Origin of the sequence: Winogradskyella flava (assembly GCF_014243395.1) — a bacterium.
GTDB lineage: Bacteria > Bacteroidota > Bacteroidia > Flavobacteriales > Flavobacteriaceae > Winogradskyella > Winogradskyella flava.
The window spans coordinates 664,982-691,363 of sequence record NZ_JACLCP010000002.1 but is presented as its reverse complement, the minus strand read 5'-3'; the positions used below and the strand labels follow the sequence as shown (position 1 = coordinate 691,363).

24 protein-coding genes are annotated in these 26,382 nt (G+C 34.4%); 15 read left to right on the top strand and 9 right to left on the bottom strand.

The genetic code is table 11. The annotated features are described in order from the left end of the window. Positions 1–54 precede the first annotated feature (54 nt). The 14 genes from H7F21_RS10270 to H7F21_RS10205 all read left to right on the top strand — a co-directional run bounded on the left by H7F21_RS10270 (position 55) and on the right by H7F21_RS10205 (position 15,944). Complete coding sequence (locus H7F21_RS10270) at positions 55–573, top strand: DUF6913 domain-containing protein (protein WP_185789172.1); 519 nt, start codon at positions 55–57, stop codon at positions 571–573. Then, the gene (dapA, locus tag H7F21_RS10265) at positions 573–1,457 is read left to right on the top strand and encodes a 4-hydroxy-tetrahydrodipicolinate synthase (protein WP_185789171.1); all 885 of its coding nucleotides are present in this window, start codon (positions 573–575) and stop codon (positions 1,455–1,457) included. Before H7F21_RS10270 ends, dapA begins: the two co-directional genes overlap by 1 nt. A gap of 108 nt (positions 1,458–1,565) precedes the next feature. Further along, on the top strand, positions 1,566–2,366 hold the full coding sequence (locus H7F21_RS10260) for an outer membrane protein assembly factor BamD (protein WP_246431458.1): 801 nt from the start codon (positions 1,566–1,568) through the stop codon (positions 2,364–2,366). Positions 2,367–2,376: 10 nt separating this feature from the next. Next, positions 2,377–2,703, top strand: coding sequence for a DNA-directed RNA polymerase subunit omega (locus H7F21_RS10255; RefSeq protein WP_155087189.1), 327 nt, complete (start codon positions 2,377–2,379; stop codon positions 2,701–2,703). A 5-nt stretch (positions 2,704–2,708) separates the two neighbouring features. Continuing rightward, a complete protein-coding gene (gene coaBC, locus H7F21_RS10250) occupies positions 2,709–3,920 on the top strand; it encodes a bifunctional phosphopantothenoylcysteine decarboxylase/phosphopantothenate--cysteine ligase CoaBC (RefSeq protein ID WP_185789169.1) in 1,212 nt (403 codons plus the stop codon). Continuing rightward, complete coding sequence (porD, locus tag H7F21_RS10245) at positions 3,913–4,800, top strand: type IX secretion system protein PorD (protein WP_185789168.1); 888 nt, start codon at positions 3,913–3,915, stop codon at positions 4,798–4,800. Before coaBC ends, porD begins: the two co-directional genes overlap by 8 nt. 82 nt (positions 4,801–4,882) lie before the next feature. After that, the gene (gene recN, locus H7F21_RS10240) at positions 4,883–6,535 is read left to right on the top strand and encodes a DNA repair protein RecN (protein WP_185789167.1); all 1,653 of its coding nucleotides are present in this window, start codon (positions 4,883–4,885) and stop codon (positions 6,533–6,535) included. A gap of 53 nt (positions 6,536–6,588) precedes the next feature. Continuing rightward, positions 6,589–7,410 carry an SDR family oxidoreductase gene (locus H7F21_RS10235; RefSeq protein ID WP_185789234.1) on the top strand — a complete coding sequence of 274 codons (822 nt, stop codon included), beginning with the start codon at positions 6,589–6,591 and terminating at the stop codon, positions 7,408–7,410. Between the two features lie 194 nt (positions 7,411–7,604). Beyond that, positions 7,605–10,949: a T9SS type A sorting domain-containing protein gene (locus tag H7F21_RS10230; protein WP_185789166.1), complete on the top strand. Its 3,345-nt coding sequence runs from the start codon at positions 7,605–7,607 to the stop codon at positions 10,947–10,949. Positions 10,950–11,026: 77 nt separating this feature from the next. Further along, positions 11,027–12,031: a glycosyltransferase family 2 protein gene (locus tag H7F21_RS10225; RefSeq protein WP_185789165.1), complete on the top strand. Its 1,005-nt coding sequence runs from the start codon at positions 11,027–11,029 to the stop codon at positions 12,029–12,031. 3 nt (positions 12,032–12,034) lie between these two features. Next, on the top strand, positions 12,035–12,991 hold the full coding sequence (locus tag H7F21_RS10220) for a YbbR-like domain-containing protein (RefSeq protein WP_185789164.1): 957 nt from the start codon (positions 12,035–12,037) through the stop codon (positions 12,989–12,991). Position 12,992: 1 nt separating this feature from the next. Beyond that, the gene (gene coaE, locus H7F21_RS10215; RefSeq protein WP_185789163.1) at positions 12,993–13,580 is read left to right on the top strand and encodes a dephospho-CoA kinase; all 588 of its coding nucleotides are present in this window, start codon (positions 12,993–12,995) and stop codon (positions 13,578–13,580) included. A gap of 70 nt (positions 13,581–13,650) precedes the next feature. Beyond that, a complete protein-coding gene (locus H7F21_RS10210; protein ID WP_246431457.1) occupies positions 13,651–15,225 on the top strand; it encodes a sensor histidine kinase in 1,575 nt (524 codons plus the stop codon). 8 nt (positions 15,226–15,233) lie between these two features. Continuing rightward, positions 15,234–15,944, top strand: a complete 711-nt coding sequence (locus H7F21_RS10205; RefSeq protein ID WP_185789162.1) for a response regulator transcription factor — start codon at positions 15,234–15,236, stop codon at positions 15,942–15,944. Between the two features lie 16 nt (positions 15,945–15,960). On the opposite strand, the gene miaA is transcribed toward H7F21_RS10205, so the two are convergent. From miaA to H7F21_RS10160, 9 genes are all read right to left on the bottom strand, one after another. Then, positions 15,961–16,881: a tRNA (adenosine(37)-N6)-dimethylallyltransferase MiaA gene (gene miaA / locus H7F21_RS10200; RefSeq protein ID WP_185789161.1), complete on the bottom strand. Its 921-nt coding sequence runs from the start codon at positions 16,879–16,881 to the stop codon at positions 15,961–15,963. Further along, the gene (locus tag H7F21_RS10195; RefSeq protein WP_185789160.1) at positions 16,874–17,752 is read right to left on the bottom strand and encodes an ion transporter; all 879 of its coding nucleotides are present in this window, start codon (positions 17,750–17,752) and stop codon (positions 16,874–16,876) included. Before H7F21_RS10195 ends, miaA begins: the two co-directional genes overlap by 8 nt. Before the next feature lie 26 nt (positions 17,753–17,778). After that, positions 17,779–19,722: a DUF3857 domain-containing protein gene (locus H7F21_RS10190; protein WP_185789159.1), complete on the bottom strand. Its 1,944-nt coding sequence runs from the start codon at positions 19,720–19,722 to the stop codon at positions 17,779–17,781. Next, on the bottom strand, positions 19,719–21,089 hold the full coding sequence (locus H7F21_RS10185) for an exonuclease domain-containing protein (RefSeq protein ID WP_185789232.1): 1,371 nt from the start codon (positions 21,087–21,089) through the stop codon (positions 19,719–19,721). The genes H7F21_RS10190 and H7F21_RS10185 overlap by 4 nt, the downstream gene beginning before the upstream one ends. A 23-nt stretch (positions 21,090–21,112) precedes the next feature. Beyond that, positions 21,113–21,772: a YggS family pyridoxal phosphate-dependent enzyme gene (locus tag H7F21_RS10180; protein ID WP_185789158.1), complete on the bottom strand. Its 660-nt coding sequence runs from the start codon at positions 21,770–21,772 to the stop codon at positions 21,113–21,115. Next, positions 21,762–23,000, bottom strand: coding sequence for a DUF1015 domain-containing protein (locus H7F21_RS10175; RefSeq protein ID WP_185789157.1), 1,239 nt, complete (start codon positions 22,998–23,000; stop codon positions 21,762–21,764). The genes H7F21_RS10180 and H7F21_RS10175 overlap by 11 nt, the downstream gene beginning before the upstream one ends. Before the next feature lie 3 nt (positions 23,001–23,003). Next, positions 23,004–23,633 (bottom strand): M23 family metallopeptidase, encoded by a 630-nt coding sequence (locus H7F21_RS10170; protein ID WP_221892462.1) that lies wholly within the window; start codon positions 23,631–23,633, stop codon positions 23,004–23,006. A gap of 20 nt (positions 23,634–23,653) precedes the next feature. Continuing rightward, positions 23,654–24,541, bottom strand: coding sequence for a 3-hydroxybutyryl-CoA dehydrogenase (locus tag H7F21_RS10165; protein ID WP_185789156.1), 888 nt, complete (start codon positions 24,539–24,541; stop codon positions 23,654–23,656). A gap of 87 nt (positions 24,542–24,628) precedes the next feature. Continuing rightward, on the bottom strand, positions 24,629–25,588 hold the full coding sequence (locus tag H7F21_RS10160) for a Gfo/Idh/MocA family protein (RefSeq protein WP_185789155.1): 960 nt from the start codon (positions 25,586–25,588) through the stop codon (positions 24,629–24,631). Positions 25,589–25,731: 143 nt separating this feature from the next. Here H7F21_RS10160 and H7F21_RS10155 point away from each other — a divergent pair, with 143 nt between their 5' ends. Then, complete coding sequence (locus tag H7F21_RS10155) at positions 25,732–26,373, top strand: protein-L-isoaspartate(D-aspartate) O-methyltransferase (RefSeq protein ID WP_185789154.1); 642 nt, start codon at positions 25,732–25,734, stop codon at positions 26,371–26,373. Positions 26,374–26,382: the final 9 nt, after the last annotated feature.

Genomic DNA, 26,382 nt, shown 5'->3' with positions numbered 1-26,382 from the left:
GTTTACGAAAAATTGTGAGTGCTTTTGCTAAATTTGCACAAAGTCTAAATATAAATGATTTTAAAAGCATTTAAGGAAAAATCGAATCAAAAATACGTTAACAATTTGTTAGCGTCTCGAAAAGCAGCTGTAAATAATAATAAAGTGAAGACCATAGCTGTGTTGTTAAATGCTGATGAATTTCATGAGTTTGAAGTATTTAGGATGTATTTTAAGGAGTTAGGTTTAAACTCACCTAAGCATAAAATCGTGGCGTATACTTTAGATGATAAATTGGAACACAACAAATGGAACACCCATTATAGTCCAAAGGATTTTGGGTGGAAAGGAAAAATAAACAGTATAGAGCTTCAATCGTTTTTAGACGAACCTTTTGATGTAATGATCTGTTTTTTTAAAAAAGAGCTATTGCACTTAAAGTTAATTACTGCAGCTTCTAAAGCAAATCTTAAAGTTGGTATATCCAGAACTGACGAACGTTTATATGATTTAATTATTGATGTAGAACTTAAAGCCATCAATATTTTTAAACAAGAACTGAAAAAATATTTAGAAATATTAAATAAATTATAATGACAAAATTCATTGGTACAGGGGTTGCACTGATCACACCATTTAAAGAAGATTTAAGCATAGACTACGATGCTTTAGAGCGATTGGTTGAGTACAACATAGAAAATGGCACAGAATACTTGGTTATAAGTGGTACAACGGGAGAAAGTGTTACTGTTACTAACGAGGAGAAGAAAGCCCTGGTAGCATTTATTGCTAAGGTGAATAAGAATAGATTGCCTTTGGTTTTGGGTATTGGCGGAAATAATACCGCCAATATTATTAATGAGATAAAATCAACAGATTTATCCAATATCGATGCTATTTTATCAGTATCACCATATTACAGTAAACCTACCCAAGAAGGTATTTATCAGCATTTTAAAGCCATAGCAGAAGTATCGCCAAAACCTATAATATTATACAATGTACCAGGCAGGACATCTTCTAATATACTCCCAGAGACAACCTTAAGACTTGCAAAGGATTTTGATAATATCATTGCAGTTAAGGAGGCAGGAAATAATGTTCATCAATATCTCGAATTGTTGAGAACCAAACCTGAGGATTTCTTGATTATATCAGGAGATGATGACTTAGCTTTAGGAGTTGCTTTAGCCGGAGGATCTGGTGTTATTTCGGTTATAGGTCAAGCATTGCCAAAAGAATTTTCTGAAATGATACGATTAGGTATTGCTGGAAAAGCCAAAGAAGCCTACGGTCTTCATTTTAAATTAATGCCTATTACAGGTTTGATTTTTTCAGAGAACAATCCTGCTGGTATTAAATCGGTTCTAGAGGCATTGAATATATCTAAATCTCATGTGCGTTTACCATTGGTGGAAGCTACTGATAAACTAAAGAGTCATATTAATGAAGCGCTAAGGGTTCTAGGTAAAAGTTAAACTTAATCTAAATTGTATTTAGCATCTAAAACTAGGCTTATTTTAGCATATAATTTTTGTTTTCAAATTCCGTTTATAATGTGTACTTTTGCCTCCTGTTTAAAATCTATGAATAAAGGACTATACATACTACTCATTGCCATTTTGATGGTGTCTTGTAGTGATTTTCAGAAAACATTTCGTTCTGAGGATACCGCTGCGAAATTTAAAATGGGTACAGAGTTATTTGAAGCAGGGAAGTATAGTAAAGCTCATAGAATGTTTAATCAAATTCTTCCAAAATACAGAGGTAAGCCTCAAGCGGAAAAATTAACGTTCATGCATGCAATGTCTTCCTACAAAATGAAAGACTATTATTTCGCTAGCTATCATTTCGATAAGTTCACGGATGTGTATCCGCAAAGTGAAAAGGCAGAAGAAGCGGCATTTTTGTCTGCAAAAGGCTACTATTATAACTCTCCTGTGTATTCAAAAGAACAGAAAGAAACGGTTGAAGCCATTGAGAAACTGCAGCTTTTCGTAAATCAGTATCCTAATTCGCAATATTTAGAGGAAGCCAATAAGCTTGTGAGGGAACTGGATTTTAAATTAGAAAAGAAAGCTTTTGAGATTGCCAAACAATACGATTTAATCAGGGATTACAAGGCTTCTGTAAAATCATTCAATAACTTTTTGTTTGATTTTCCAGGTTCAAGTTTACGAGAAGAAGCACTATATTATAGGTTACATGCAGAATATAATTTAGCATTGCTAAGTGTTGATAGCCTTAAGGAGAATAGACTTAACATTGCTGTAAATTATTATAAAGCATTTGTAAAAGCTTATCCAAACTCTGAATTTCTTGAAGAGGCTTCTCAATGGAATAAAACATTAAATGAAGAGCTAGAAAAATTTAAAACAAAGATTTAATCATTATAAAATGGATTTAAAAAAGACTGATGCACCTGTTACTACAGTAACTTACAACAGAAATGAGGTTGACGCACCAACGGATAACATTTATGAGGCGATTTCTGTAATTGCAAAGCGTGCAGAACAAATTAACACAGATATTAGACGTGAGTTAATTGACAAGCTTGAAGAGTTTGCAACTTACAATGATAGTCTTGAGGAAATTTTTGAAAACAAGGAACAAATCGAAGTTTCTAAGTTTTACGAAAAGTTACCAAAGCCACATGCTTTAGCAGTTAAAGAGTGGTTAGATGATAAAATTTATCACAGAAATACTGAGGACACTCAGGAATAATTTCAATGTCTATTTTAAAAGACAAAAACATTCTATTAGGCATTACCGCAGGTATTGCCGCATATAAATCTGCTAGTCTAGTAAGATTATTCATAAAAGCAGGCGCGAACGTAAAAGTTGTTATGACGCCTGCTTCTAAAGATTTTATAACTCCTCTTACACTATCTACCTTATCTAAGAATCCCGTGTATTCATCTTTTGTGGATGAAGAAGATCATAACCAAGTATGGAATAACCATGTAGATTTAGGACTTTGGGCAGATTATTTAGTTATTGCACCAGCCACAGCGAATACAATGGCAAAAATGGCAAATGGCGTTTGTGATAATATCCTATTAGCCACATATCTTTCAGCAAAGTGTCCCGTGTATTTTGCTCCAGCTATGGATTTGGATATGTACAAACACGAATCGACCAAGACCTCATTTGAGAAATTGGCATCTTACGGTAATAAGATGATTCCTGCTGGAACTGGCGAATTGGCCAGTGGTCTGGTTGGTGAGGGCAGAATGGCCGAGCCAGAAGATATTGTTGACTTTATTGAAAAGGATATCCTTGAGCGATTGCCCTTAAAAGGAAAGAAAGTCTTAATTACTGCTGGTCCAACCTATGAGGCGCTAGATCCGGTACGTTTTATTGGAAATCATTCCAGTGGAAAGATGGGATTTGAAATCGCCAATGCAGCTGCGAATCTTGGAGCTGAGGTGATTCTAGTTACAGGACCAACGCATCAAAAAATAACACATAGTTTAGTGAGTACAAAGGCTGTAATTAGTTCGGAAGACATGTATAATGAGGTGCACAAGCATTATAAATCCTCGAGTATAGCTATCCTTTCTGCTGCTGTTGCAGACTATAGACCAAAAACTATAGCCGATCAAAAAATAAAAAAGAAAGATACGACGTTTACTATAGAGTTAGAAAAGACAAAAGATATTCTAAAGTCTTTAGGGGAAACTAAAAAGAGTCAGTTTTTGGTTGGTTTTGCATTAGAAACTAATAACGAATTAGAACATGCAAAGGGCAAACTAAAATCGAAGAACTTAGATTTAATAGTTTTAAATTCCCTTCAAGACAAAGGTGCAGGTTTTGGTGTATCGACAAATAAAGTTACATTTATAACTTCGTCTGATGAGATTATAGAACATCAACTTAAATCCAAGGCAGAAGTTGCCGAGGACTTAATGCAACAGATATTAAAACAATTACATGCGTAAGATTTTAATTTTATTCACTTTTTTATATTCCGCAATTGTATTCTCACAAGAGTTAAATTGCTCTGTCAATGTTATTGCTCAGCAAACAGGTAATGATAATAATGTTGTTTTTAAGACACTCGAAAAGCAACTAAACGAGTTCATAAACAATACGCAATGGACTGAAGAATCTTTCGGATCACAAGAGCGCATTAATTGCAGTATGGTTATTAATGTCAGTAATTACGAGAATGACAGATTCAATGCAACATTACAGGTATCTTCTTCACGACCGATATTTAATTCAACATACAGCTCGCCAGTATATAATTACAACGATAAAGATTTTAATTTTCAGTATTTAGAATTTCAGAATTTGGTGTATAACCCATTACAGTTTGAGTCTAATTTAATTTCAGTATTATCGTTTCATGTATTTATGATTCTAGGCATGGATGCTGATTCTTTTGCTTTAAATGGCGGAGATGAATACTTTAAGCAAGCTCAGGTGATAGCTAATTATTCGCAACAACTCAATGGGCAAGGTTGGAAATTAGAAGATGGCTTACAGTCGCGTTTTGCGTTAATAGACAACTTATTGTCGCCTACGTTCAAGGAAATAAGAAGTACAATGTATAACTACCACATTGATGGTTTGGATATTATGGCAGCTAGTGCCAAAGCGGGTAAGTCTAAAGTGATTTCAACTTTAACAGATTTACAAAAAATTCACCAAAGACGACCAAACTCTTATTTACTTCGTGTTTTTTTTGATGCTAAATCGGATGAATTAATGGATATCCTTTCTGGCGGTCCAAGTGTTAACATCACCGAAGCTGTCGATATCTTGAATAGAATTGCTCCAATGCACTCCCAAAAATGGAGGAATATTAAGTTTTAAAACTTTAATATATAAATTTTGAAAATGTCATTCTGAATCAAGTTCAGAATCTATACTTTTGTAGAAACTAATTATAGATGTTTTGCTCACTTCTCTTTACATAAAAAACTACGCGCTTATTGATGAACTTTTTGTGAAGTTCAACAATGGATTTACCATTATTACGGGAGAAACAGGAGCGGGAAAATCCATTCTTTTAGGTGGTTTATCATTGGTTTTAGGAAAGCGAGCAGATTTAAGTCAAGTCAAGAATTCTGATGAAAAGTGTATCATAGAAGCGGTTTTTGATATTGCTAATTACGATTTAAAATCGCTTTTTACGCACTTGGATTTAGATTATGATGTGCAAACTATTATAAGGAGAGAGATTCTGCCATCTGGGAAATCTAGAGCATTTATTAATGATACACCTGCAACCTTAGATAGTTTGGCGGTGCTTAGCACCTATCTAATCGATATACATTCACAACACCAAACACAGCAATTAACTCAAGATGAGTATCAATTTAAGGTCATCGATGCCTTGGCTGAAAACAGTGATAATCTAGGATTATTTAAAAAGTCATTGAGGACTTATAAATCTCTACAAAAATCCTTGGGGGAATTAAAAGTCTCCAAGGCTGAAATGATTAAGGAATACGATTATAATCTATTCTTATATAAAGAGTTAAATGATGTCGAATTGGAGTCTTTAAACCTTGAAGACCTAGAAGCGCAGTACGAAGAACTGAATAATGTTGAGATAATAGGAGAGAAGTTGTCCAGTGTCAAAGCAATACTAAATTCGGAAGAGTTGGGAGCGATAGATCAACTTCATAATGTCAAGCAGGAGCTTTCGCGAATTTCCTCATTCGGAAAAGCTTACGAGGCTTTAGATCAGCGCGTCTCAAGCGTGAGCATCGAGTTAGATGATATTGTATCGGAATTGGATAGTCTTGAAGAAAATTTATCCACTGATCCTAAAGAACTGGAACGTGTCAATACGCAGCTTCAATCTTTAAATAATTTGATGCAAAAACATACTGCATCTAGTGTAGAAGAATTGATAGCTATAAGACATCAACTCCAATCTAATATTTCCAATACTGAAAGTTTAGATGATACTATTGCTGAAAAGGAGCAAGCGCTTGAACATCTTAATAGTGAGCTCAATCAAGTTGCCTTAAAAATTCATAAACAGCGAAAGGCAATCATTCCAACTTTAACAGAAAAGCTTGAAGTTATGCTCTCTGATCTGGGCATGCCAAATGCTAAGTTTAAGATAGAGTTAAATTATAAGGATGGCTTTTTGAGCAATGGAAAAGATGAATTGCAATTCTTGTTTATGGCCAATAAAGGGTCTAGTTTCAATGAATTGAAGAAATCTGCATCTGGAGGAGAATTGTCTAGGATTATGCTCTCTATAAAATCTATTTTGGCAGAGTATATTCAGTTACCTTCTATAATGTTTGATGAGATCGATACAGGAGTTTCAGGAGAGATTTCGAATAAGATGGGTGACATTATGAAGCAGATGAGTAATAGGCTACAAGTGTTTTCTATAACACATTTGCCACAAATTGCTGCAAAGGGAAATTCACATTTTAAGGTCTTTAAGACAGATATAGAAAATAGTACAATTACCCAGCTGAAAAAGTTAAATGAAGAAGAGCGCATTGTGGAAATAGCGCAAATGCTCGATGGTGCAAAAATATCTGAATCTGCAATGGCGCATGCAAAGCAGTTACTTAATTAATAGTATATTTGAATAAGGAATAACGAATAAAAAAAACTGACTAAAAACTATATATAATGTATAATTTACTAAAAGGAAAAAAAGGAATCATTTTTGGAGCACTTGATGAGAACTCAATTGCTTGGAAAACGGCAGAACGTGTGCATGAAGAAGGAGGAGAATTTGTATTGACCAATGCACCAGTGGCTATGAGAATGGGACAGATCAATGCTTTGGCTGAGAAAACGGGTTCACAGATTATTCCTGCAGATGCAACTTCCGAGGAAGACTTACAAAACTTAGTGGAGAAATCTATGGAGATTTTGGGAGGTAAAATAGATTTTGTATTGCATTCTATTGGTATGTCAATAAACGTTAGAAAAGGTAGAGCTTATACAGATCAGAAGTATGATTGGACACAGAAAGGCACCGATGTTTCTGCAATGTCTTTTCATAAAGTAATGCAAACACTTTACAAAGCAGATGCCATGAATGAATGGGGAAGTATTGTAGCTTTAACCTATATGGCTGCGCAACGTGTATTTCCAGATTATAATGACATGGCAGATAATAAAGCCTATTTGGAGAGTATAGCGCGTAGTTTTGGCTATTTCTTTGGTAGAGATAAAAATGTACGTGTTAATACCATTTCACAATCACCAACACCTACAACTGCGGGAAGTGGTGTTAAAGGTTTTGACGGATTCATTGCCTATGCAGAAAAAATGTCCCCTTTAGGAAATGCTACTGCCATGGATTGTGCTAATTACACAGTGACCTTATTTAGTGATTTGACAAAGCGAGTGACACTTCAAAATTTATATAATGATGGCGGCTTTAGTAATATGGGCGTAAGCGATGCTGTTATGGATACCTTTGTAGATAATAAGGAATAATTTGTGGATTAATACACTATGGGCCGTTATACAGATATGTGTAACGGCTTTGCTATTTATAAAGTCTTAGCTGATATGCTTTTAACAGTATTTTAACGTTGTAATTGACGCTTTATCGATTTGCACTTTGGTAATAAAGCTCTTCTAAAAAATTAACATATTTTTAAAGAATTACTAACTTAAAATATGTTTTCATGAAAAAAATTACACTAATGCTATTAGTGATGCTAGCTTTTTGCTGGCAATCTAATTCGCAATCAATTATTATTGGAACAGGAACTGACGATTCTGGTAATACAGGCTCTGATCCAATAGATGGATATTTCAATTCTTTCAGATATCAAGTGGTTTATACCGCTGCAGAATTGAGTGCATCATTAACTCCATTTGATGAGATCACGGCCTTAGGGTGGTCTATCTCTGAAGATTATGCCGGTGGAGCTTTGCTTGGTTATACCATAAAAATGGGGCATACTTCAGCAACTAATTCTGCTGCGCATGATGCATCTACAACTACAATTGTAAGAAATGCTGCTGATTATGATCCAACAGCAACAGCTGCTGGTACATTTGACATGATTACATTCGATACGAATTTTGTTTGGAATGGTGTCGATAATGTATTGGTGGAAGTTTGCTCAGATGGTCAGAATCCATTTTCTTCTCCTTACGGTCAAGTTAGAGGTACGTCTGGCGCAGATGGCTCAAGACGTTACCGAGTTGATGCTAATACTGCTTGTGGTGTTGACACTAACAATGTTAATACCCACAGACCAAATATCCAATTTAATTATATAGATGGCACGCCTCCAGCATGTTTAACACCTGCGAATGTGGCATCAAATGGTAATCCGACTCCTACAACTTTAGGCATGACTTGGACCTTAGAACCTAATGCATCAGACTATCAAGTTGAAATAGGTGCTCCAGGATTTTTACCTGGAACAGGTGCAGCAATTGCTGCTGCCAATGCAGGCAATGCTCCAGGAGTTGCTTTTGGAACTTTAACTCCTGAAACTACGTACGATATGTATGTGCGTTCAGATTGTACTACGGATGGATTTAGTGAATGGGTTGGCCCTATAACCGATACAACCTTAGCCTCTTGTTTACCTATTACAAATGGGAGTGTAAACAATGTAACTGATACTGCTGGTGGTTTTACATGGACTGATGAACCAAATGGTTCTTTAGGATACGAAATAGAGCTTGGGGCATCTGGATTTACTCCAGGCAATGGAGAAGCAATTCAAAGCGGCTCCGCCAACCAAGGAGATCAAGGAGTTGGCTTTACTGGCTTAACACCATCTACAGACTACGAGATTTATATTCGTACTAATTGTGATACAGATGGATTTAGTGTATGGGAAGGACCATTTTCGTTTACCACTTTAAGTGGTCCTGGAGACGCCTGTAACTTGCCTATAGCTGCAACTGTAGAAACCGACTGTTCCACAGCAACACCGACTAGTTTAGATTTTGATGCAGGTGGTACAGAGACCTTACCAAGTTGCGACCTTTTTGGTAATAATGGATATTGGATTGAGGTTACTGCACCAGCTAATGGTTCTATGAATGTTTATTTAGGTGGAACTGCTACTAGTGTAGGTTTGGCGGTATATGATTCTTGTGGAGGTAATGAAGTGTTTTGTGATAACAATTCTTTGGGAGCAGTAACTGAAATATCTGGATTGACAGGATCTGCGACCTATAGCTTATATTTCTGGCAGGATACGGCTGGTGGTGTAGCGGAAATTTGTTTTGAGGAGATAAATTGTGCATCACCTACGGCTTTAGCAGCAACTGATATTATGACAACTTCAGCAGTTTTGAGTTGGACAGGTGGTTCAGAAACCTTATGGGATATAGAATTAGTTGATATTACGGCTTCAGGAACTGCGACAGGTACAGCAACTGCATCTGGAGTCTCAAATCCATATACTCAAATGAGTCTAGTAGAGAATAATGATTATGAATTCTATGTTCGTGCGGATTGTGGTGGAACTACATCAGACTGGGCAGGACCTTTTGCATTTAGCACGCCTTGTAGTGCCTTTGTTCCTGATTATTTAGAGAGTTTTGATGTTAGTGTTGCGCCAGATTGTTGGTTAGAAGCTGGTTCTGGGGACCCTACAACTGGACCATCAGATTTTGGTTCTGGATTTTGGAATCATGATGAGTTTGCCAATATTGGATCTACAAATAATTCAGCTCAAATTAATCTATACACAGATAATAGAGAAGATTGGTTGATTTCCCCAATGTTTGATTTATCAGGTGGAAGTTATGAATTAGTTTACACTGTGGCATTGACTGATTTCGGAAATTCTAATCCACCAGAATTAAATGGAATGGGAAGTGATGATGAAGTGCAAGTCTTAATTTCAGACGATGGAGGAGCTTCGTGGACTAATTTAATAACTTATAATCAATCAAGTTTTCCATCTGAAACTGGAGATGTTGAGACCTTTGATTTGAGTGCCTATACTGGTAATGTACAATTTGCAATTTGGGCAACTGATGGTTCTGTAGATGATTCGGAAGATTACGATTTCTTTGTTGATGAATTTATTGTAAGAACTCCATTAGCTTGTACATCTGCTGTTGTGGATTCATCAACTGTGGTTGATGATTGTGGTAATGGACAGTTCTTTGTAGATGTAGATATTACGACTGTTGGTGATGCTACTCAAATTAATGATGGTTCTAATACATATGCCATATCGGGTACTGGTGTAATACAGGTAGGACCATATACTAGTGGTGCTACTGTGGCCTTGGCAATCGAGCACTCTGATGTGTCTTGTGATTTCAATTTGGCGGATATTACTTTTAATTGTCCACCGGTAAATGATGAAATAGCTAATGCAATTGCCATTACCGTCGATGAAGGGTTCTGTGACGGTACAAATACAAATGGTACTAACGTAGCCGCTACTGATTCTGGAGAAGGCGCTGGTAGTTGTTTCAATGCTGCCGCGGATGACGATGTTTGGTTTACCTTTACAGTACCAGCAGGTACTGCTACTGTAGATGTATCTACTGATTTTACGGGAGGTACTCTATTGGACTCTGAAATTGCACTATATTCCGGTACATCAGGAAGTCTTGTAGAATTGGCTTGTAGCCAAGATGAGGGTACTACGGTATTGTCAAATGGTTTTTCATGGAATTCTTTAATTACGGATTTAGCAGTTACTGTAGGTGAAACTTATTATGTACAGGTTGCAGGGTATAATGCTAATACAGGAACTTTCTGTTTGGACGTTTCTACAAACCAAGTACTTGGTATTGATGATGTAAAGGATGAAGCAGCATTCAGCTATTATCCAAATCCAGTTAAAAATACATTAACATTAAGCGCTCAGAATACTATTGAGAGTGTAACAATGTATAATATGTTAGGTCAGGAAGTGTTAAAAGCTACCCCTAATAATCTGGATAGTGAGTTAGATATGTCTAACTTAGAATCTGGAGCATATTTTGTTAGAGTGACTATTGCCAATATCACCTCAACAGTGAGGGTAATCAAGCAATAATTACATACTTCATATTATAAGTAAAAGCCATCTTTATAGGTGGCTTTTCTTTTTGGCTTTGCTTACCTTTGTACCTTATGGAGGACATTCTTTTTTCATTCATTATTCCTGTTTATAATAGACCAGAAGAAATTAATGAGCTTCTAGAAAGCTTTTTGAAACTAGAAGGAGATTTTGATTATGAAATCGTTATTGTAGAAGATGGTTCTTTAGAAACATCAGAAGATATTATTAGTGGCTTTAATCAAGAACTAAATATTTCATATTATTTCAAACCAAACTCTGGGCCAGGCTATTCTAGAAATTATGGAATGCAAAAGGCTAAAGGTAACTACTTTATTATATTAGATTCTGACGTTATTTTACCGTCTAACTACTTATTGGAAGTTAATACTTTTCTCAATAATAAGTATTACGATTGTTATGGTGGACCAGACGCCGCACATCAGTCGTTTACTAATCTTCAAAAGGCAATAAATTTTGCGATGACATCATTTATAACTACGGGAGGTATAAGAGGAGGCAAGCAACAACTTGATGATTTCCAACCTAGAAGCTTTAATATGGGTTTATCCAAAAAAGCTTTTTTAGAATCAGAAGGATTTGGTAATATTCATCCTGGTGAGGATCCTGACTTATCTTTACGATTACATAAATTAGGTTATAAAACAACGTTAATAAATAACGCTTACGTTTATCATAAGCGCCGAGTGTCTTGGTCTAAGTTTTATAATCAGGTACATAAATTCGGATTGGTAAGACCAATTCTCAATAAGTGGCATCCAAATTCTAAAAGTATAGTATATTGGTTGCCAACAATTTTTTCATTAGGATTAGTTATATCTCTTATATTATCCATATTTCAAATACTACTGCCATTTTATTTATATCTTTTCTACTTTGCTTTGGCATTTGTATTGGCACTAATATCTAGTAGAAGCCTGGTCGTGGCTTTTCAGGCACTATTAGCAATTGTCATTCAATTCTTTGGATATGGTTTTGGGTTTTTAAAATCAACCTTTAATTTACTAATCTTAGGTAAAAAACCTAAAGAAGCATTTCCTTATTTATTTTTCAACTAGAATATGGTATCTAAGAAAAAAGTTGACATAAAGAATTATTTAAAAAAGCGGAACGTTAAACGTTTTAGCATCTTTATAGCTATTTCTTTTATCTTCTTGATATTTTCTAAGCTATCGAATGATTATAAACAAACCATAGCACTTAAAGTAAATCTTGATAACTTGGAAGATGAAATTATGCTCCAAAATGATTCTTTAAACAAGTTGGAAGCCATTGTAGAAGCCAAGGGTTTTGCATTAGTACCTTTTATTTTCAATAAAACTAAAGCTGTTGACTTAGATGTGAAAACGCATTTAAGTACAGAAAGAGAACATTTTGTTTTCAATGTACAAAACCATAGATTTATTATAGAAGATCAATTAGGTTCTTCTTATAAACTACTTTCTGTAAAGCCAGATACATTAATCTTGCCTTATTCTAAAAGGGCTGCTAAATATGTACCTGTGATTTTAAATACCGATATAGATTTTGCGACTGGATATGATGTAAAAGACGGTTTTAGCTTAGATATTGATAGTGTAAAAATTGTTGGTTCTTCAATAAAAATAGACAGTATTATATCAATTTCAACAGAGGCGTTAAGTCTAAACGATGTCAATACAAATATTGAAGAAGATATAGATTTCATTAGTACTAAAGGAATTGAAATATTCCCAAAATCAACAACGGTAAGAGCTCATGTTAAGCGCTTTACTGAAGGTCAGAAGCAGGTACCAGTTCAAATAAGAAATAAACCTGCTAATACTAACATCAATTACTTTCCTAAGTCTGTAACGGTATCTTACTATGTAGATTTGGATAATTACAATTTAATTGAAGCTAAAGATTTTACTGTTGAATGTGACTATGGTGATATCAAAAAAAATCAAACCTATTTTGTGCCGAAGATCACAAAGCAACCTGAATTTGTCAAGCGTGTAGGAATGAAGCAAAAACGTATCGATTTCATAAAACTATAGTATGGTAATAATAGGGCTGACAGGAGGAATTGGTAGTGGAAAGACAACGATCGGGAAGTACTTTAAGTCATTGGGTATACCTATTTATATAGCAGATAAGGAAGCCAAAGCCCTTATGAATCGCTCTAAAGTAATAAAGAGAAAGCTTATAGAATTATTTGGCGAATCTGCATATAAGGATGGTAAATTGAATAGACCATATCTCGCCTCAAAAATATTTAACGATAAAATACTTTTGGATAAAATGAATGCCATCGTTCACCCAAAAGTAACTGCTCATTTCAAGCGATGGCTAAAGAAACAAAATGCTCCATATATCATTAAAGAAGCTGCCATTATTTTTGAAAACAATTTAGAGCATCAATACGATTATATTATAACGGTAATTGCAGATGAGGATTTGAGAATTGATCGCGTTATAAGGCGTGATGGTACTTCCAAAGAAAAAGTAAAGTCCATAATAGCGAACCAACTATCCGATATAGAAAAAATCCATAAATCTGATTTTGTAATTATGAATAACGATTTAGATGAAGCAAAATCACAAGCTAAAGATATTCATAGTGCTATTCTCCAAAAACTAGATTAGATATACGGCCTTTTGTTAATGTAAGGTTAAACATAATTTGTACTAAATGTTAAAATGTTAAATTTGGCTGATGGGTAAAAAGCTATTCATCGTTTTAGTGATATTAATGAGCCTATCACTTATAGGTATAATCTTTGTACAATCGTTTTTTATAAATAATAGCTTAGAAAATGAGGAGAAGAATTTTACATTAAGTGTTACACGTGCTCTCAGTTTCGTTTCTAGAGATATTGAGGATTTTGAAATTAAGAAGTATTACAGTTTAATTCAACCTTATATAGCAGATAACAGAGAGCCAGATTCAACCATAATTAGGCAGTTATATATTACTACTGATGATGAAGTTAATGATGAAACCATAATTCATAGAAATACGGTTTTGGAAGAACGCTTTAAAGTACCGTCCTTGTTCTTTGAAATTGATACAGACAGCATAGATATTAGTAGTTTTACTAATGAGCGTATTACAGAGTATTACAATAAATCGCGGTTAGATGGGAATAACCTTAGTATAAAACCTGAAAGAATTTTAAGGGAGTTTTCTAAATTACCAGAAATTGATAAGCAAAGTTATGAAGCCTCATTTAAAACCTTGCTTAAAAGTGTGCCCATACATAAGAGAATAACGTCATTATACGTTAAAACACTTTTGAATAGGCATTTGCGTGATGAGGGCGTGGATTTAGAATATGAATTTGCTATTTATGATAATGATTTGGCCACGAAGATTCAAACATTAAACTTCGATAAAAACCCTGAGACTACGATTGGTATTCCCGTTTTTTTAGATAATAATGACGAAAGTAATTATACGCTCTACGTTGATTTTCCAGAACGAAAGAAATACCTCTTATCATCTATATTGTGGATGGTTGTGCTTTCGATCGTGTTTACAGGTATAATCATTTTAGCGTTTTCGAGTGCCATACACCAATTGATAAAGCAACGGAAGATATCGCAGATAAAGACGGATTTTATTAATAATATGACGCATGAATTTAAGACACCTATTGCCACTATAAACCTAGCGTTAGATGCTATTAGGAATCCTAAAATAATATCAGATCAAGATAAGGTTAAGCGCTATTTGGGAATGATTAAGGACGAAAATAAGCGCATGCATGCACAAGTAGAGAATGTTCTACGTATTTCTAAATTAGAGAAAAATGAACTCAATATAAGTAAGGAACGGATCGAGTTACACGACTTAGTAGAAGACGCAATTACACATGTAGAGCTAATAGTAGAAGATAGAAAGGGTTATGTAAAAACACATTTAAATGCTGTAAAGTCATCAGTTTTAGCAAATGAAACACATTTTACAAATGTAATTGTTAACATTTTAGACAATGCTATAAAATATTCGGATAATGCACCTAAGATTGATGTTTATACCGAAAATATTGGAAATAGTATAATTCTAAAAATTGCAGATCAGGGCAATGGAATGTCAAAACAAGTAGCGAAACGTGTGTTTGAGAAGTTTTATAGAGAACATACAGGAAATGTGCACAATGTAAAAGGTCATGGACTCGGTTTGGCATATGTTAAAAGAATAGTAGAAGACCATCAAGGTTATATATCAGTAGAAAGTGAAAAAGGAAAAGGCAGTATATTTAATATTAAACTGCCATTAATATCATAAATAAAATCATGGAAGAACAAAATAAAAAAATTCTTTTGGTAGAGGACGATCCAAATTTTGGAACTGTTTTAAAAGATTATTTAATGATGAACGATTACGACGTAGTCCATGCCAAGAATGGGATGGAGGGCTTTGAAAAGTTCAAAAAGGATGACTACGATCTTTGTATTTTGGATGTAATGATGCCTTATAAGGATGGATTTACATTAGCTAAAGAGATTCGAGAAAAAAATACAGATGTTCCAATTATCTTTTTAACAGCAAAAGCTATGAAAGAAGATGTTCTTAAAGGTTATAAAGTCGGTGCGGATGATTATCTCAATAAACCGTTTGATAGTGAGGTTTTATTGATGAAGATAAAAGCAATCATGCAGCGTAAAGCTACAGATTCAGTGGCAGACAGCAAACAATTTGAATTTAAGATTGGGCGTTTTGATCTTAATTCAAAATTACGTTTCCTAAAATTGGATGGAGGAGAACCTACCAAATTGTCTCCAAAAGAAAATGAATTGTTACGTCTTTTGGCATTGCATGAAAATGACCTAATGCCAAGGGAATTAGCATTGACTAAGATATGGAGAGATGATAACTACTTCACTTCTCGAAGTATGGATGTTTATATAGCGAAATTGCGTAAATATTTAAAACCAGATCCTAATGTGGAGATCCTCAATATTCATGGAGAGGGCTTCCGATTGGTAATAAATAATAAAGATTAGTAATAAAAAAATCCAGCTAAATAGCTGGATTTTTTTTTATTCTTTTTTCAATGAAATCTATAATGTCATTGATATCTCCATTATAATCAAACCACTTAATAGTGTCATCTTTTCTAAACCACGTTAATTGCCGCTTGGCAAAACGTCTTGTGTTTTTTTTTATTTCTGAAATTGCAAAATCTAGTGTGTGATTGCCTTCAAAATATTGGAAGAGTTCTTTATAACCAACAGTATTTAAGGCGTTTATATTTTTATAAGGCAATAAAGCTTTGGCTTCTTCAATTAAACCATTCTCAACCATAATATCGACACGTCTGTTGATTCGATCATAAATGATAGAGCGCTCTGCATCTAAGCCAATTGTTATGGTATTAAAGTTTCGCTTTTTTTCAGAGTTTGTTAAAAAAGATGAATAAGGTTTATCTGTGCCAATACAAATTTCTAATGCTCTCACCACACGTTGAGGGTTATCAATAGCAATGGTTTTATAAGCTTTTGGATCTAATGACTTAAGTTTCGTTTGCAATGGCTTTAAACCCTCTCTATTCAATAGATCGTTGAGTTTAAATCTAATGGTTTTATCAACTTCAGGAAAATCATCCAAGCCTTTAGTTATAGCTTTAACATACAAGCCAGAACCGCCAACCATTACAGCAATGAGATTAGTTTTATGGATTGCTGTAATTTTTGGAATAGCATCTCTCTCAAAATCACCTACAGAATAGTCATCTTTAATCGATTTATGCTGAATAAAATGATGCCTAACTGAAGTTAACTCTTCAGTCGATGGTACAGCGGTACCTATGTTCATTTCTTGATAAAACTGACGTGAATCGGCAGAAATAATATCTGTACCAAAGTGTTGGGCCAATTTTATACTGAGCGCTGTTTTTCCAATCGCTGTTGGGCCAACTATGGCAATTAATGATTTAGTCATGATGTAACTCGTGACCACATTTATGACAAAAGTGAGAGTGATCCGGATGCTTCTCGGCCAAGCAATTTTCACAAGACTGTGTATTACGAATAACTGTTTTTAGTTGTTCAACTTCCTCATCAGTTATAAGTCGTTTTCCTGTTTCATTCTCTGATGCTTTTGTGTATTCAGCGGATACAATACCTGTTGGTACGGCAATAATACCATAACCTAGAATCATTATAATAGTAGCAATAAACTGCCCTAATGGTGTAGCGGGAGCTATGTCACCAAAACCTACAGTTGTTAAGGTTACAATGCACCAATAGATACTTTTAGGGATATTGGTAAATCCGTTTTCTTCACCTTCAACCAGATACATTATAGTTCCAAAAATTGTTGCAGCTATGAGCACGGCAAATAGAAAAACAGCAATCTTTGCTCTACTGGCTTTAATAGCGTTGGCAAGTTGATTTGAAGCACCTAGATACCGTGCAAGTTTTAATATTCTAAATACGCGTAATAAACGTAATGCTCTTAGAGCAACTAAGGCTTGAGTACCGCCCAACATTAATGAAATATATTTTGGCACAGTTGAGAGTAAGTCTATAATTCCATAAAAGCTAAAAACGTATTTTAATGGGCGTTTTACAGAAACTATTCTGGCGATGTATTCAATAGAAAATAAGATAGTTATTATCCACTCTGAAATATTGAGAAAATCATGGTATTTAGCATCAAAGGCACTTATGCTCTCTAACATTACCAAAACTATACTAGCAAGAATAGCGATTAGTAAAACAACATCAAATAACTTACCTGTAGGCGTATCTGCTTCATAAATGATTTCATGAAGTTTAGAGCGCCAAGTATGTTTTGTTGAAGTTTCCACGTTTAAAAATACAAAAAGTAATATTATTACTTTTCTAATACAATGGTAGTGTTATTTTGATTTTCTACAACTTGACTCATGAATTTTTTTAAATAGTCATAATATTCAGGAGCGTAAATCGCTAAATCAAATTTTACTTTAAAGTAAAGGGTCAACTCATTATTACCATTAGATTCAACATTGAAAATAAATGTCCCAGAATTATTTGGAAGCTTTTGACTTATGTTACTGGGAATTTCAGCGACCTTTAAATTCTCTCCTAAGTGAAGCTTCATGCTGTAGGAATAGATATCCTTATAACCAAAGTCTATTGGATATGAACGCTCTTCTAGTTTAAAAGGATTCTCTGTAAAGAACTTGAAAATAAAAGGATTAAGGTAAATTTTATTACCAATTATTTCTGGCTCAATGGATAACTCAAGTATCTCTTTAAAATCAGATTTAGTTTTATCAAAATCAAGTACTTCATGGTTTTCAATTAAAAAATCTGCATTCGAATTGATTTTCCCTTCTTTATAGGCAATTGGATTTTCTAAATAACCTTGTTTTGGACCATGTGAATGGTATCCGGTGAACTTACTTTCTACTTTACCAAAAAAGGCATCATCTTCAAAATTGAGATTCACTCTATGACTTCTTAACGAATACCCTTGTGGTTTGATGTCCTCCCAAGAACTTTCATTCTCAAAATCCATTAACCTTCCATATTGGTTTAGACATCTAAAAGGTAATTCCCCAAATTCCAAATAGGGATCTGTTGCATCGAGAAAGTAATCTTTCCCATTTATGGTAGTTTTTAAGATGAGGTAATTAAAGTCTGTCAAGATTGGGTATATTGTAGTTGGCAATCCATTTTCTCTTGTCGATATCAGCACAGGATATACTTGAAAACCTTCACTGTTGAGTAGGTTTTCTAAAAGTATGTTTATTTCAAAAACACTACCATTTTTTTCTTTCAACAGCTCTTTCACAGAAACATCATAACGTTCTGATTTGCCATTCCAGGTGTAATTTTCTAATACAAATTGATAAATGGTTTTCGCTTTTTCTAATTGGTCTTCAATCGACATGATATCGGATGGTAAAAGATTCTTGACCAAACTTCTCTTGCCTATTTGTCTACCAAAATCAGCATCAGTTTTTAATTCCTTATCAACATCGTCCCACGTTTTTGATAACTTATCAACACCTCCATCAAAACGCTTTACTTCATTAAGTTCATATTCTATTCTAGAAATGTAATTGAGAGATGTAGTGGTGTAACTTTCGGGTTTATATGCAGGAATATCTGTCATGACATACTTCCTTATTGTACAATCTGCTGCACCGCCTCTTCCTACTTCCAAACAGTTATATTCTATAGTCACATCATTAACATCTAATAGTCTTCCACCGACTAACTTGACGTGATAATCGTAATTGGCTGGAATACTTGTGTTGTATTCACTATATAAAACAGGATCTGGACCTTGAAAGTACCAAGGTTGATATTTTGTTATGAAACGTGATTGCGTTTCATAACTGTAAGTTATAACACTTCCAACTTTGACTTTTGGAAGAACGAATTTAACCAATGTATAATTTTCATTTTCTTCTCTAAATATGGCACTGGGTTCTAAAATGGTTTTTACCATTTCATCGTTTTCTGAATTATATGTTGCGCCTTTTATATTTTTAATTCTTTCTTTAGAAGATTTGCCCTTGTAAAGTTTTACTTCAATCTCACCACGATCAATACCTTCCGCTTTCAAGATTTTTATCTTTTGTTTCACTTGGCACCTTAGCCAAAAGGTCTCTTTATCTATAAAACTGTTGCCGTAGTCATAAATGACTAATGCATTGGCTGTAGAATCTCTCGCATAAGAGGTCTGAGATACATCACTTTTGTAAACCTGCATATCAACATTATAATCTTGAGCAATACAGTGTAGAGAAAATAGTAAGGTTATTAGTGTAAGCTTTAATTTCATTGTTTTTGAAGTTCTATTATTTTTAGTCGTTTATTTCTTCGCATATAACTTTGGATAATGTGCTGGGTATCTCTATTGTTTTGCATTGGTGTAATGAGTGATTCCAATATTTCACGGTTGTTGATTTGATGATTTAAATCAAAAAAACCTATGCCTCTAAAAATACCGTCTTCAATCAGAATGACACTTTTTTCTTCAATATCTCTTCCTCTATCAATAAGAATCATGTCCTTGTTGTCATAGCTGTTTTTTTCAATAACTACATTGGCACGTTTATTATAGCTTTCAGGACTTTCTTCGTTTACACAAGCGCCATGACAAGCTTTGATGCCATAATCGAAGCAGCTTGTTTCAGATTTTTCTTGACCACATAATTTATTGCACAGCTCGTATGTTTCCACCATTCGGTTTATGAATGAAGTACCGCTTTTTCTGTTGGTGAATGTGGTAATGGGTTTTTCATTGGTTCTAATATGACTAACTCTGAGATTTATATAACCATTATCATCCCTAAAACTATAAAGACCTTGTGTAAATTGATTTCGTTTTAAGGCTCTATTCAAAATAGGCTTGTTGGCCTTTATTTCTTCACTTTCTTTTAAAAGTGCAACGAGTTCACTTCCAGTTTTTTCATAGGTCACAGCAGCAACTTGCACCTGAATCTTTTTTGACTTCGAGTTTTTATTAGTAAAGTGTTGTGTTATGCGCTTTCTAATGTTGTTACTCTTACCGATGTATATTATATTTCCATTAGCATCATGTATGTAATATACACCTGTGTCACTTGGCAATTCTTCAATAATGTCTTTGAGATTAGATGCTAATTTCGATTTTTGTTCAATTTTTACCGCGTTTTTTATAATGGTTTTATCCGTGTCCTTGTTCAACAGCATTTTAAACAATTTCACTGTAGCCATAGCGTCTCCATTGGCACGATGCCTATCACTCACAGGTATACCTAGTGCACGTGTCAATTTGCCTAAGCTGTAGGATTCCATATCTGGAATAAGCTGCTGCGATAATTGTACGGTGCATAGTGTTTTGCGTTTAAAGGGAAAACCAAGACGCTTAAATTCAGTTTTAAGAATGCGATAGTCAAAATCAGAATTATGGGCTACAAGAATACAATCCTCAGTAATCTCTACGATACGTTTCGCAACTTCATAAAACTTGGGAGCATTTTTGAGCATGTTGGAATTAATGCCAGTAAGATTGACCACAAATGGTTGAATTTCCCGTTCTGGATTGACTAAAGAAATAAATTGATCGGTAACTTTATGACCATCAAATCGATAAATGGCTATTTCGGTAATGCCTTCTTCATTGTACTTTCCTCCAGTAGTTTCTATGTCTAGTATTGCGTATATGAGCTAAGTTGTTGAGTTGTTGTTTAATTATAATTTCTTGCACCAAATATACTACTTCCCACTCTAATCATTGTGCTGCCACAATCTATAGCGAGCTTATAATCTCCGCTCATTCCCATGCTGATGGTTTCTAGTTCTGGATTGATGATTTTAAATTCTTCAAAAGTAGATTTTAAAAATTTGAATTCACCTTCGACTTGTGCCATATCATCTGTGAACGTTGCCATTCCCATTAAACCAATAACGTTAATATGTTGTAGTTCTGAAAATTCTTCTGACTGAAGTAGAGTAGAAGCATCCTTTTTAGACATGCCAAATTTACTCTCTTCTTCTGCAATTTTAATTTGAAGTAAGCAGTTGATGACTCTATCGTATTTCTGCGCCTGCTTATTGATTTCTTTTAAAAGTTTGAAGCTGTCAACACCATGAATTAAGCTTACAAATTCAGCCATATACTTCACTTTATTGCGTTGAACATGACCAATCATATGCCATTGAATGTCCTTTGGCATGTGCTCATACTTTTGAGCCATTTCTTGGATTTTGTTTTCTCCAAAAATGCGTTGACCAGCATCATAAGCTTCCATCAATTCGCTTATAGGCTTGGTTTTTGAAACAGCCACTAAATTAACATGGTCTGGTAAGATTGATTTAATAGCTTGTAGGTTTTTACTAATACTCATAAATTGTAATTGCGCTTCTTAATTTGGGTAATATATAAGTGCTTTTTGGTGGCATTTTTAAGCCCTCGTCTGCTATTTTTTTCATCTGCTCAACATTAGATGGAACCATACCAAAACCAACTTTAAACTCGCTGCTGTCCACACTGGTTTTTATTGTAATCATTTCGTGCCTACCGTTAACATATGCTATGCGATTATCATTGCGTAAATCATTAATTCCTAAAATGGGTTGTAATATGGTTTTATATAACAACTGTGCGTCTAGTCTGTCTAATGCAGAATTAAATTTGTAATTAGCCTTTCGCAGATATAATGAATAAAATTCACCATCAAGATACATGCTAAAATGATGTGACTTGGAAGGACTATAAGGTATTTGACCTCTATTTTCAATACGATAGTATTCGTCTAATTTAATAAGGAATTCTTCTTTTGTCAGACCATTCAAATCTCTAATTAAACGATTAAACTCGTGTATCACTAAATCAGATTCTGGAATCAAATATGACATAAAGAAGTTGTAAGATTCCGTGCCGTTGTGATTAGGATTTTTATTTTTTTCATCTTTATACAAGAGAAACGAAGATGCTGATCTATGGTGGCCATCTGCAATATAGATAGTATTCATTTGCTCAAATTCTGACTTAATTATGGCTATGGTATCTTCGTTGTCTATTTTCCAAAGGTAATGTGTATCTCTATACGTCATTGTAAACTCGAAAATGGCATGTCCTTTTTGAGTTCCTTTGATAATCGCTGAAATTACATCATTATCTGGATACGTGAGCAATACAGGTTCTGCATTAAAACCTACGGTTTTTAAATAAGTTTTAAAGGTTTGTTCGCGCTTCGCTATAGTATCTTCGTGTTTTTTAATGATATCATTTTCATAGTCTTCAGCGCATGTAGCTGCAATAATACCATTGAATTCCTGACCATGTCGATTCACAATTTTGTAAACATAATAGGAGGGTTTTTCATCCTGAATAAAGACACCATCTTCCTTAAATTCTTCATAACGGTTTTTAACTAACTTATAACGTTCTTTTCCGGTTACCTCTTGAGCATATTTGTAACCAGGATTAACTATATGAAGAAAACTAAAAGGATTATAGTCCATGCGTGACTCGCGCTCATCAACAGTGTAACTTTGATAAGGACGTGCAGCAACAAGACCAACTATGGCTCTTGTAGGTTTTACTGCTTTAAATGGAATTATTTTTGCCAATTCTTATTTTCTGTTTTTGGTTATAAATTCTGTTGGGTTTAAATAACCCTTTGTCTCTGTTGAATAGCCTCCGCCAATATCCATACCTAAAGAATCTCTAATTTCTAGATGGAGATGTGCATAATATGCACCATCGCAATTACCGATAGTCGCAATTTTATCTCCTTTTGTTATAAAATTATTTTGTTTAGCTGTAATTGTGTCACAATGTGCATACAAGGATTCATATAATTCACCATTATATAAATGTACTATTCTAACAACATTTCCCCAACCACCTCTATAATCTTTTGTTTCACTAATATAACCATTTGCTATGGCGTAAATTGTATCACCCAAATCTGAATTTCCACCACTCACGCCATTCCAATCATCACCTAAATGATTGTTTTCTTGAAACTTTTGAGCATTGTAATAACCTTGTGCGTCAGGTTTACCCACTGGAAAATCAAAACTATCTGCTATGTATTCAGAATTCTTAAGAAAAAGTAATTTAAAGTCATCCTTATACTTTTCGCTTACTTCCGTATTAGAACTAGGATCAATTTGATTATTGACAGTTTCAGACGTGTTGTCATTTTGCTTACATGAAACAAGAAAAAGTACAAAAAATAAACATCGAATGATTGTCAAAGCTGAATGTAATTCACCAATTAAACGAATTGTTTTGAAACATGCTCTGCTTTTCTGCTCTCAGAATAATCGTAAAATCCTTCACCAGATTTTATGCCTAGTTTCCCAGCTCTTACCATATTGACGAGTAAAGGACAAGGTGCATATTTTGGGTTTTTGAAACCATCGTACATCACATTCAAAATGGAAAGACATACATCTAGACCTATAAAGTCGGCAAGTTGTAAAGGTCCCATAGGATGAGCCATACCTAATTTCATGACTGTATCTATTTCTTCAACACCCGCCACACCATTATAAAGCGTTTCGATCGATTCGTTAATCATTGGCATTAAAATACGATTGGCCACAAAACCAGGGTAATCATTAACTTCTGTAGGAGTTTTACCTAGAGTTTTGGATAATTCCATTATGGAATTAGTGACATCATCGCTAGTGCTATAACCTCGAATGATTTCCACCAATTTCATAATTGGTACTGGATTCATAAAATGCATGCCTATAACTTTTTCTGGTCTAGATGTTACTGCAGCTATTTGTGTAATAGAAATTGAAGATGTATTTGTAGCTAAAATGGTATCCGCATTGCATGCTTCATCGAGTTGTTTAAAAATGTTTAACTTTAAATCTACATTTTCAGTTGCGGCTTCAACAACTAAACTCGCTTTTTTAACGCCTTCTTCAATATTTGTAAAAGTTGAAATATTATTGAGCGTTTCTGCTTTGTCGTCTTCAGAAATTTTTTCCTTAGTTACCATTCTATCTAAATTCTTAGAAATGGTTGCCATACCTTTTTCAAGAGAAGCTTCACTAATGTCTATAAGTTGTACTTTAAATCCAGATTGAGCAAAGGTGTGGGCAATTCCGTTCCCCATTGTTCCTGCTCCAATTACTGCTATGTTTTTCATCGATATATTTTTTTGGTGACTGAGGTTCTCGAAGTCACGCCAATTGAAAATGGTGGTCACTTCGAGAACCTTAGTGACCTTTTTAACTTAAAATTGATTGATAATCATATTTGCTACGCGCAAAGCTTCTGTACCATCATGCAATGTTACAATAGGTTTTGTATTGTTATTGATGGCATCAGCAAAGGTCTCGAGCTCGTCTAAAATAGCGTTGTTGTTTTCAATTTCAGGGTTGTCAAAATAGATTTGCTTTTTGATCCCTTCAGCGTTTTGAAGAATCATATCAAAATCACCAGGATTCTCAGGTGCATCTTTCATTTTTACAACTTCGCATTTCTTTTCTAAAAAGTCAACGGAAATATAAGCGTCCTTTTGAAAGAAACGTGTTTTTCGCATATTTTTTAACGATATGCGACTTGCTGTAAGATTGGCAACACAACCATTTTTGAACTCTATTCGAGCATTGGCGATATCTGGAGTTTCACTAACTACAGAAACACCACTTGCAGAAATGTGCTTAACAGGAGAATTAACCACACTGAGGATAATATCAATATCATGAATCATTAAATCCAATACTACTGGTACATCCGTTCCTCTCGGATTAAATTCTGCCAAACGATGGGTCTCAATAAACATAGGGTTCTCAATCTTATCTTTAACACCAATGAATGCAGGATTAAAACGCTCTACATGACCAACCTGTCCCTTAACGCCATGCTCTGCAACCAAGGTTCTAATGGTTTCAGCTTCTTCAACGGTATTCGTGATTGGTTTTTCTATGAAAATATGCTTCCCTTTTTTAATGGCTTTTTTAGCGCAATCGTAATGTGAAAGGGTAGGTGTTACAATATCTACAACATCTACAGCCTCAATTAAATTATCAATGGAATCAAAGTAAGTGTATCCAAACTCATCGACAACGCGTTTTGCATTTTCTGGATCCGCATCATAAAAGCCTACAAGCTCATATTTTGTGGACTGATTAAGTAATCGTAGATGAATTTTACCAAGGTGACCAGCACCAAGAACACCAGCTTTTAGCATATTTTTCAGTTTTTAACAAAAATAGGCGTTTTGAATCAAAAATGTAAAAAAGAAAATATAAAAAACTACGAATTCAATAATTGAATCTAGAGATTGGAATTTGCCTATCTTTAAGTTAATTTAGCGTGAAACTAAACTAAGATTTGAAAGATACATTTAAGCATCAAGGGATGCGTCAACAATTGGTTGAAACGCTTGTGAATAAAGGAATTATGGATGAAGCCGTTCTCAAGGCTATTGGCAAAATTCCAAGGCATTTATTCATGGACTCTGGATTTATTGATCATGCCTATGTTGATAAGGCGTTTCCTATTGCTGCAGACCAAACCATTTCGCAACCTTATACAGTAGCTTTTCAATCGGAGTTATTACAGGTAAAACCTGATGATAAGGTTTTGGAAATAGGAACAGGTAGTGGCTATCAATGTGCCGTTTTAATTGAACTTGGAGCGAAAGTATATAGTATTGAACGTCAACAAGAGTTGTTTAAAAAGACTTCTAAGTTTTTACCCAAAATAGGTTATAGAGCTAAAAAACTAATTTTTGGTGATGGCTATAAAGGTTTGCCTGAAGAAGCACCTTACGATAGCATCATAGTAACGGCAGGAGCGCCTTTTGTACCGAAACCTTTATTGGGTCAACTTAAAGTTGATGGACGATTGGTTATTCCAGTTGGTGAAGATGTTCAAGTCATGACACTTTTTATAAGAAAAGGTCCAAAAGAATTTGAAAAGCATGAGCTTGGTGAATTTCGATTTGTACCTTTATTGGAGGATAAAAATTAGAAATTCTAG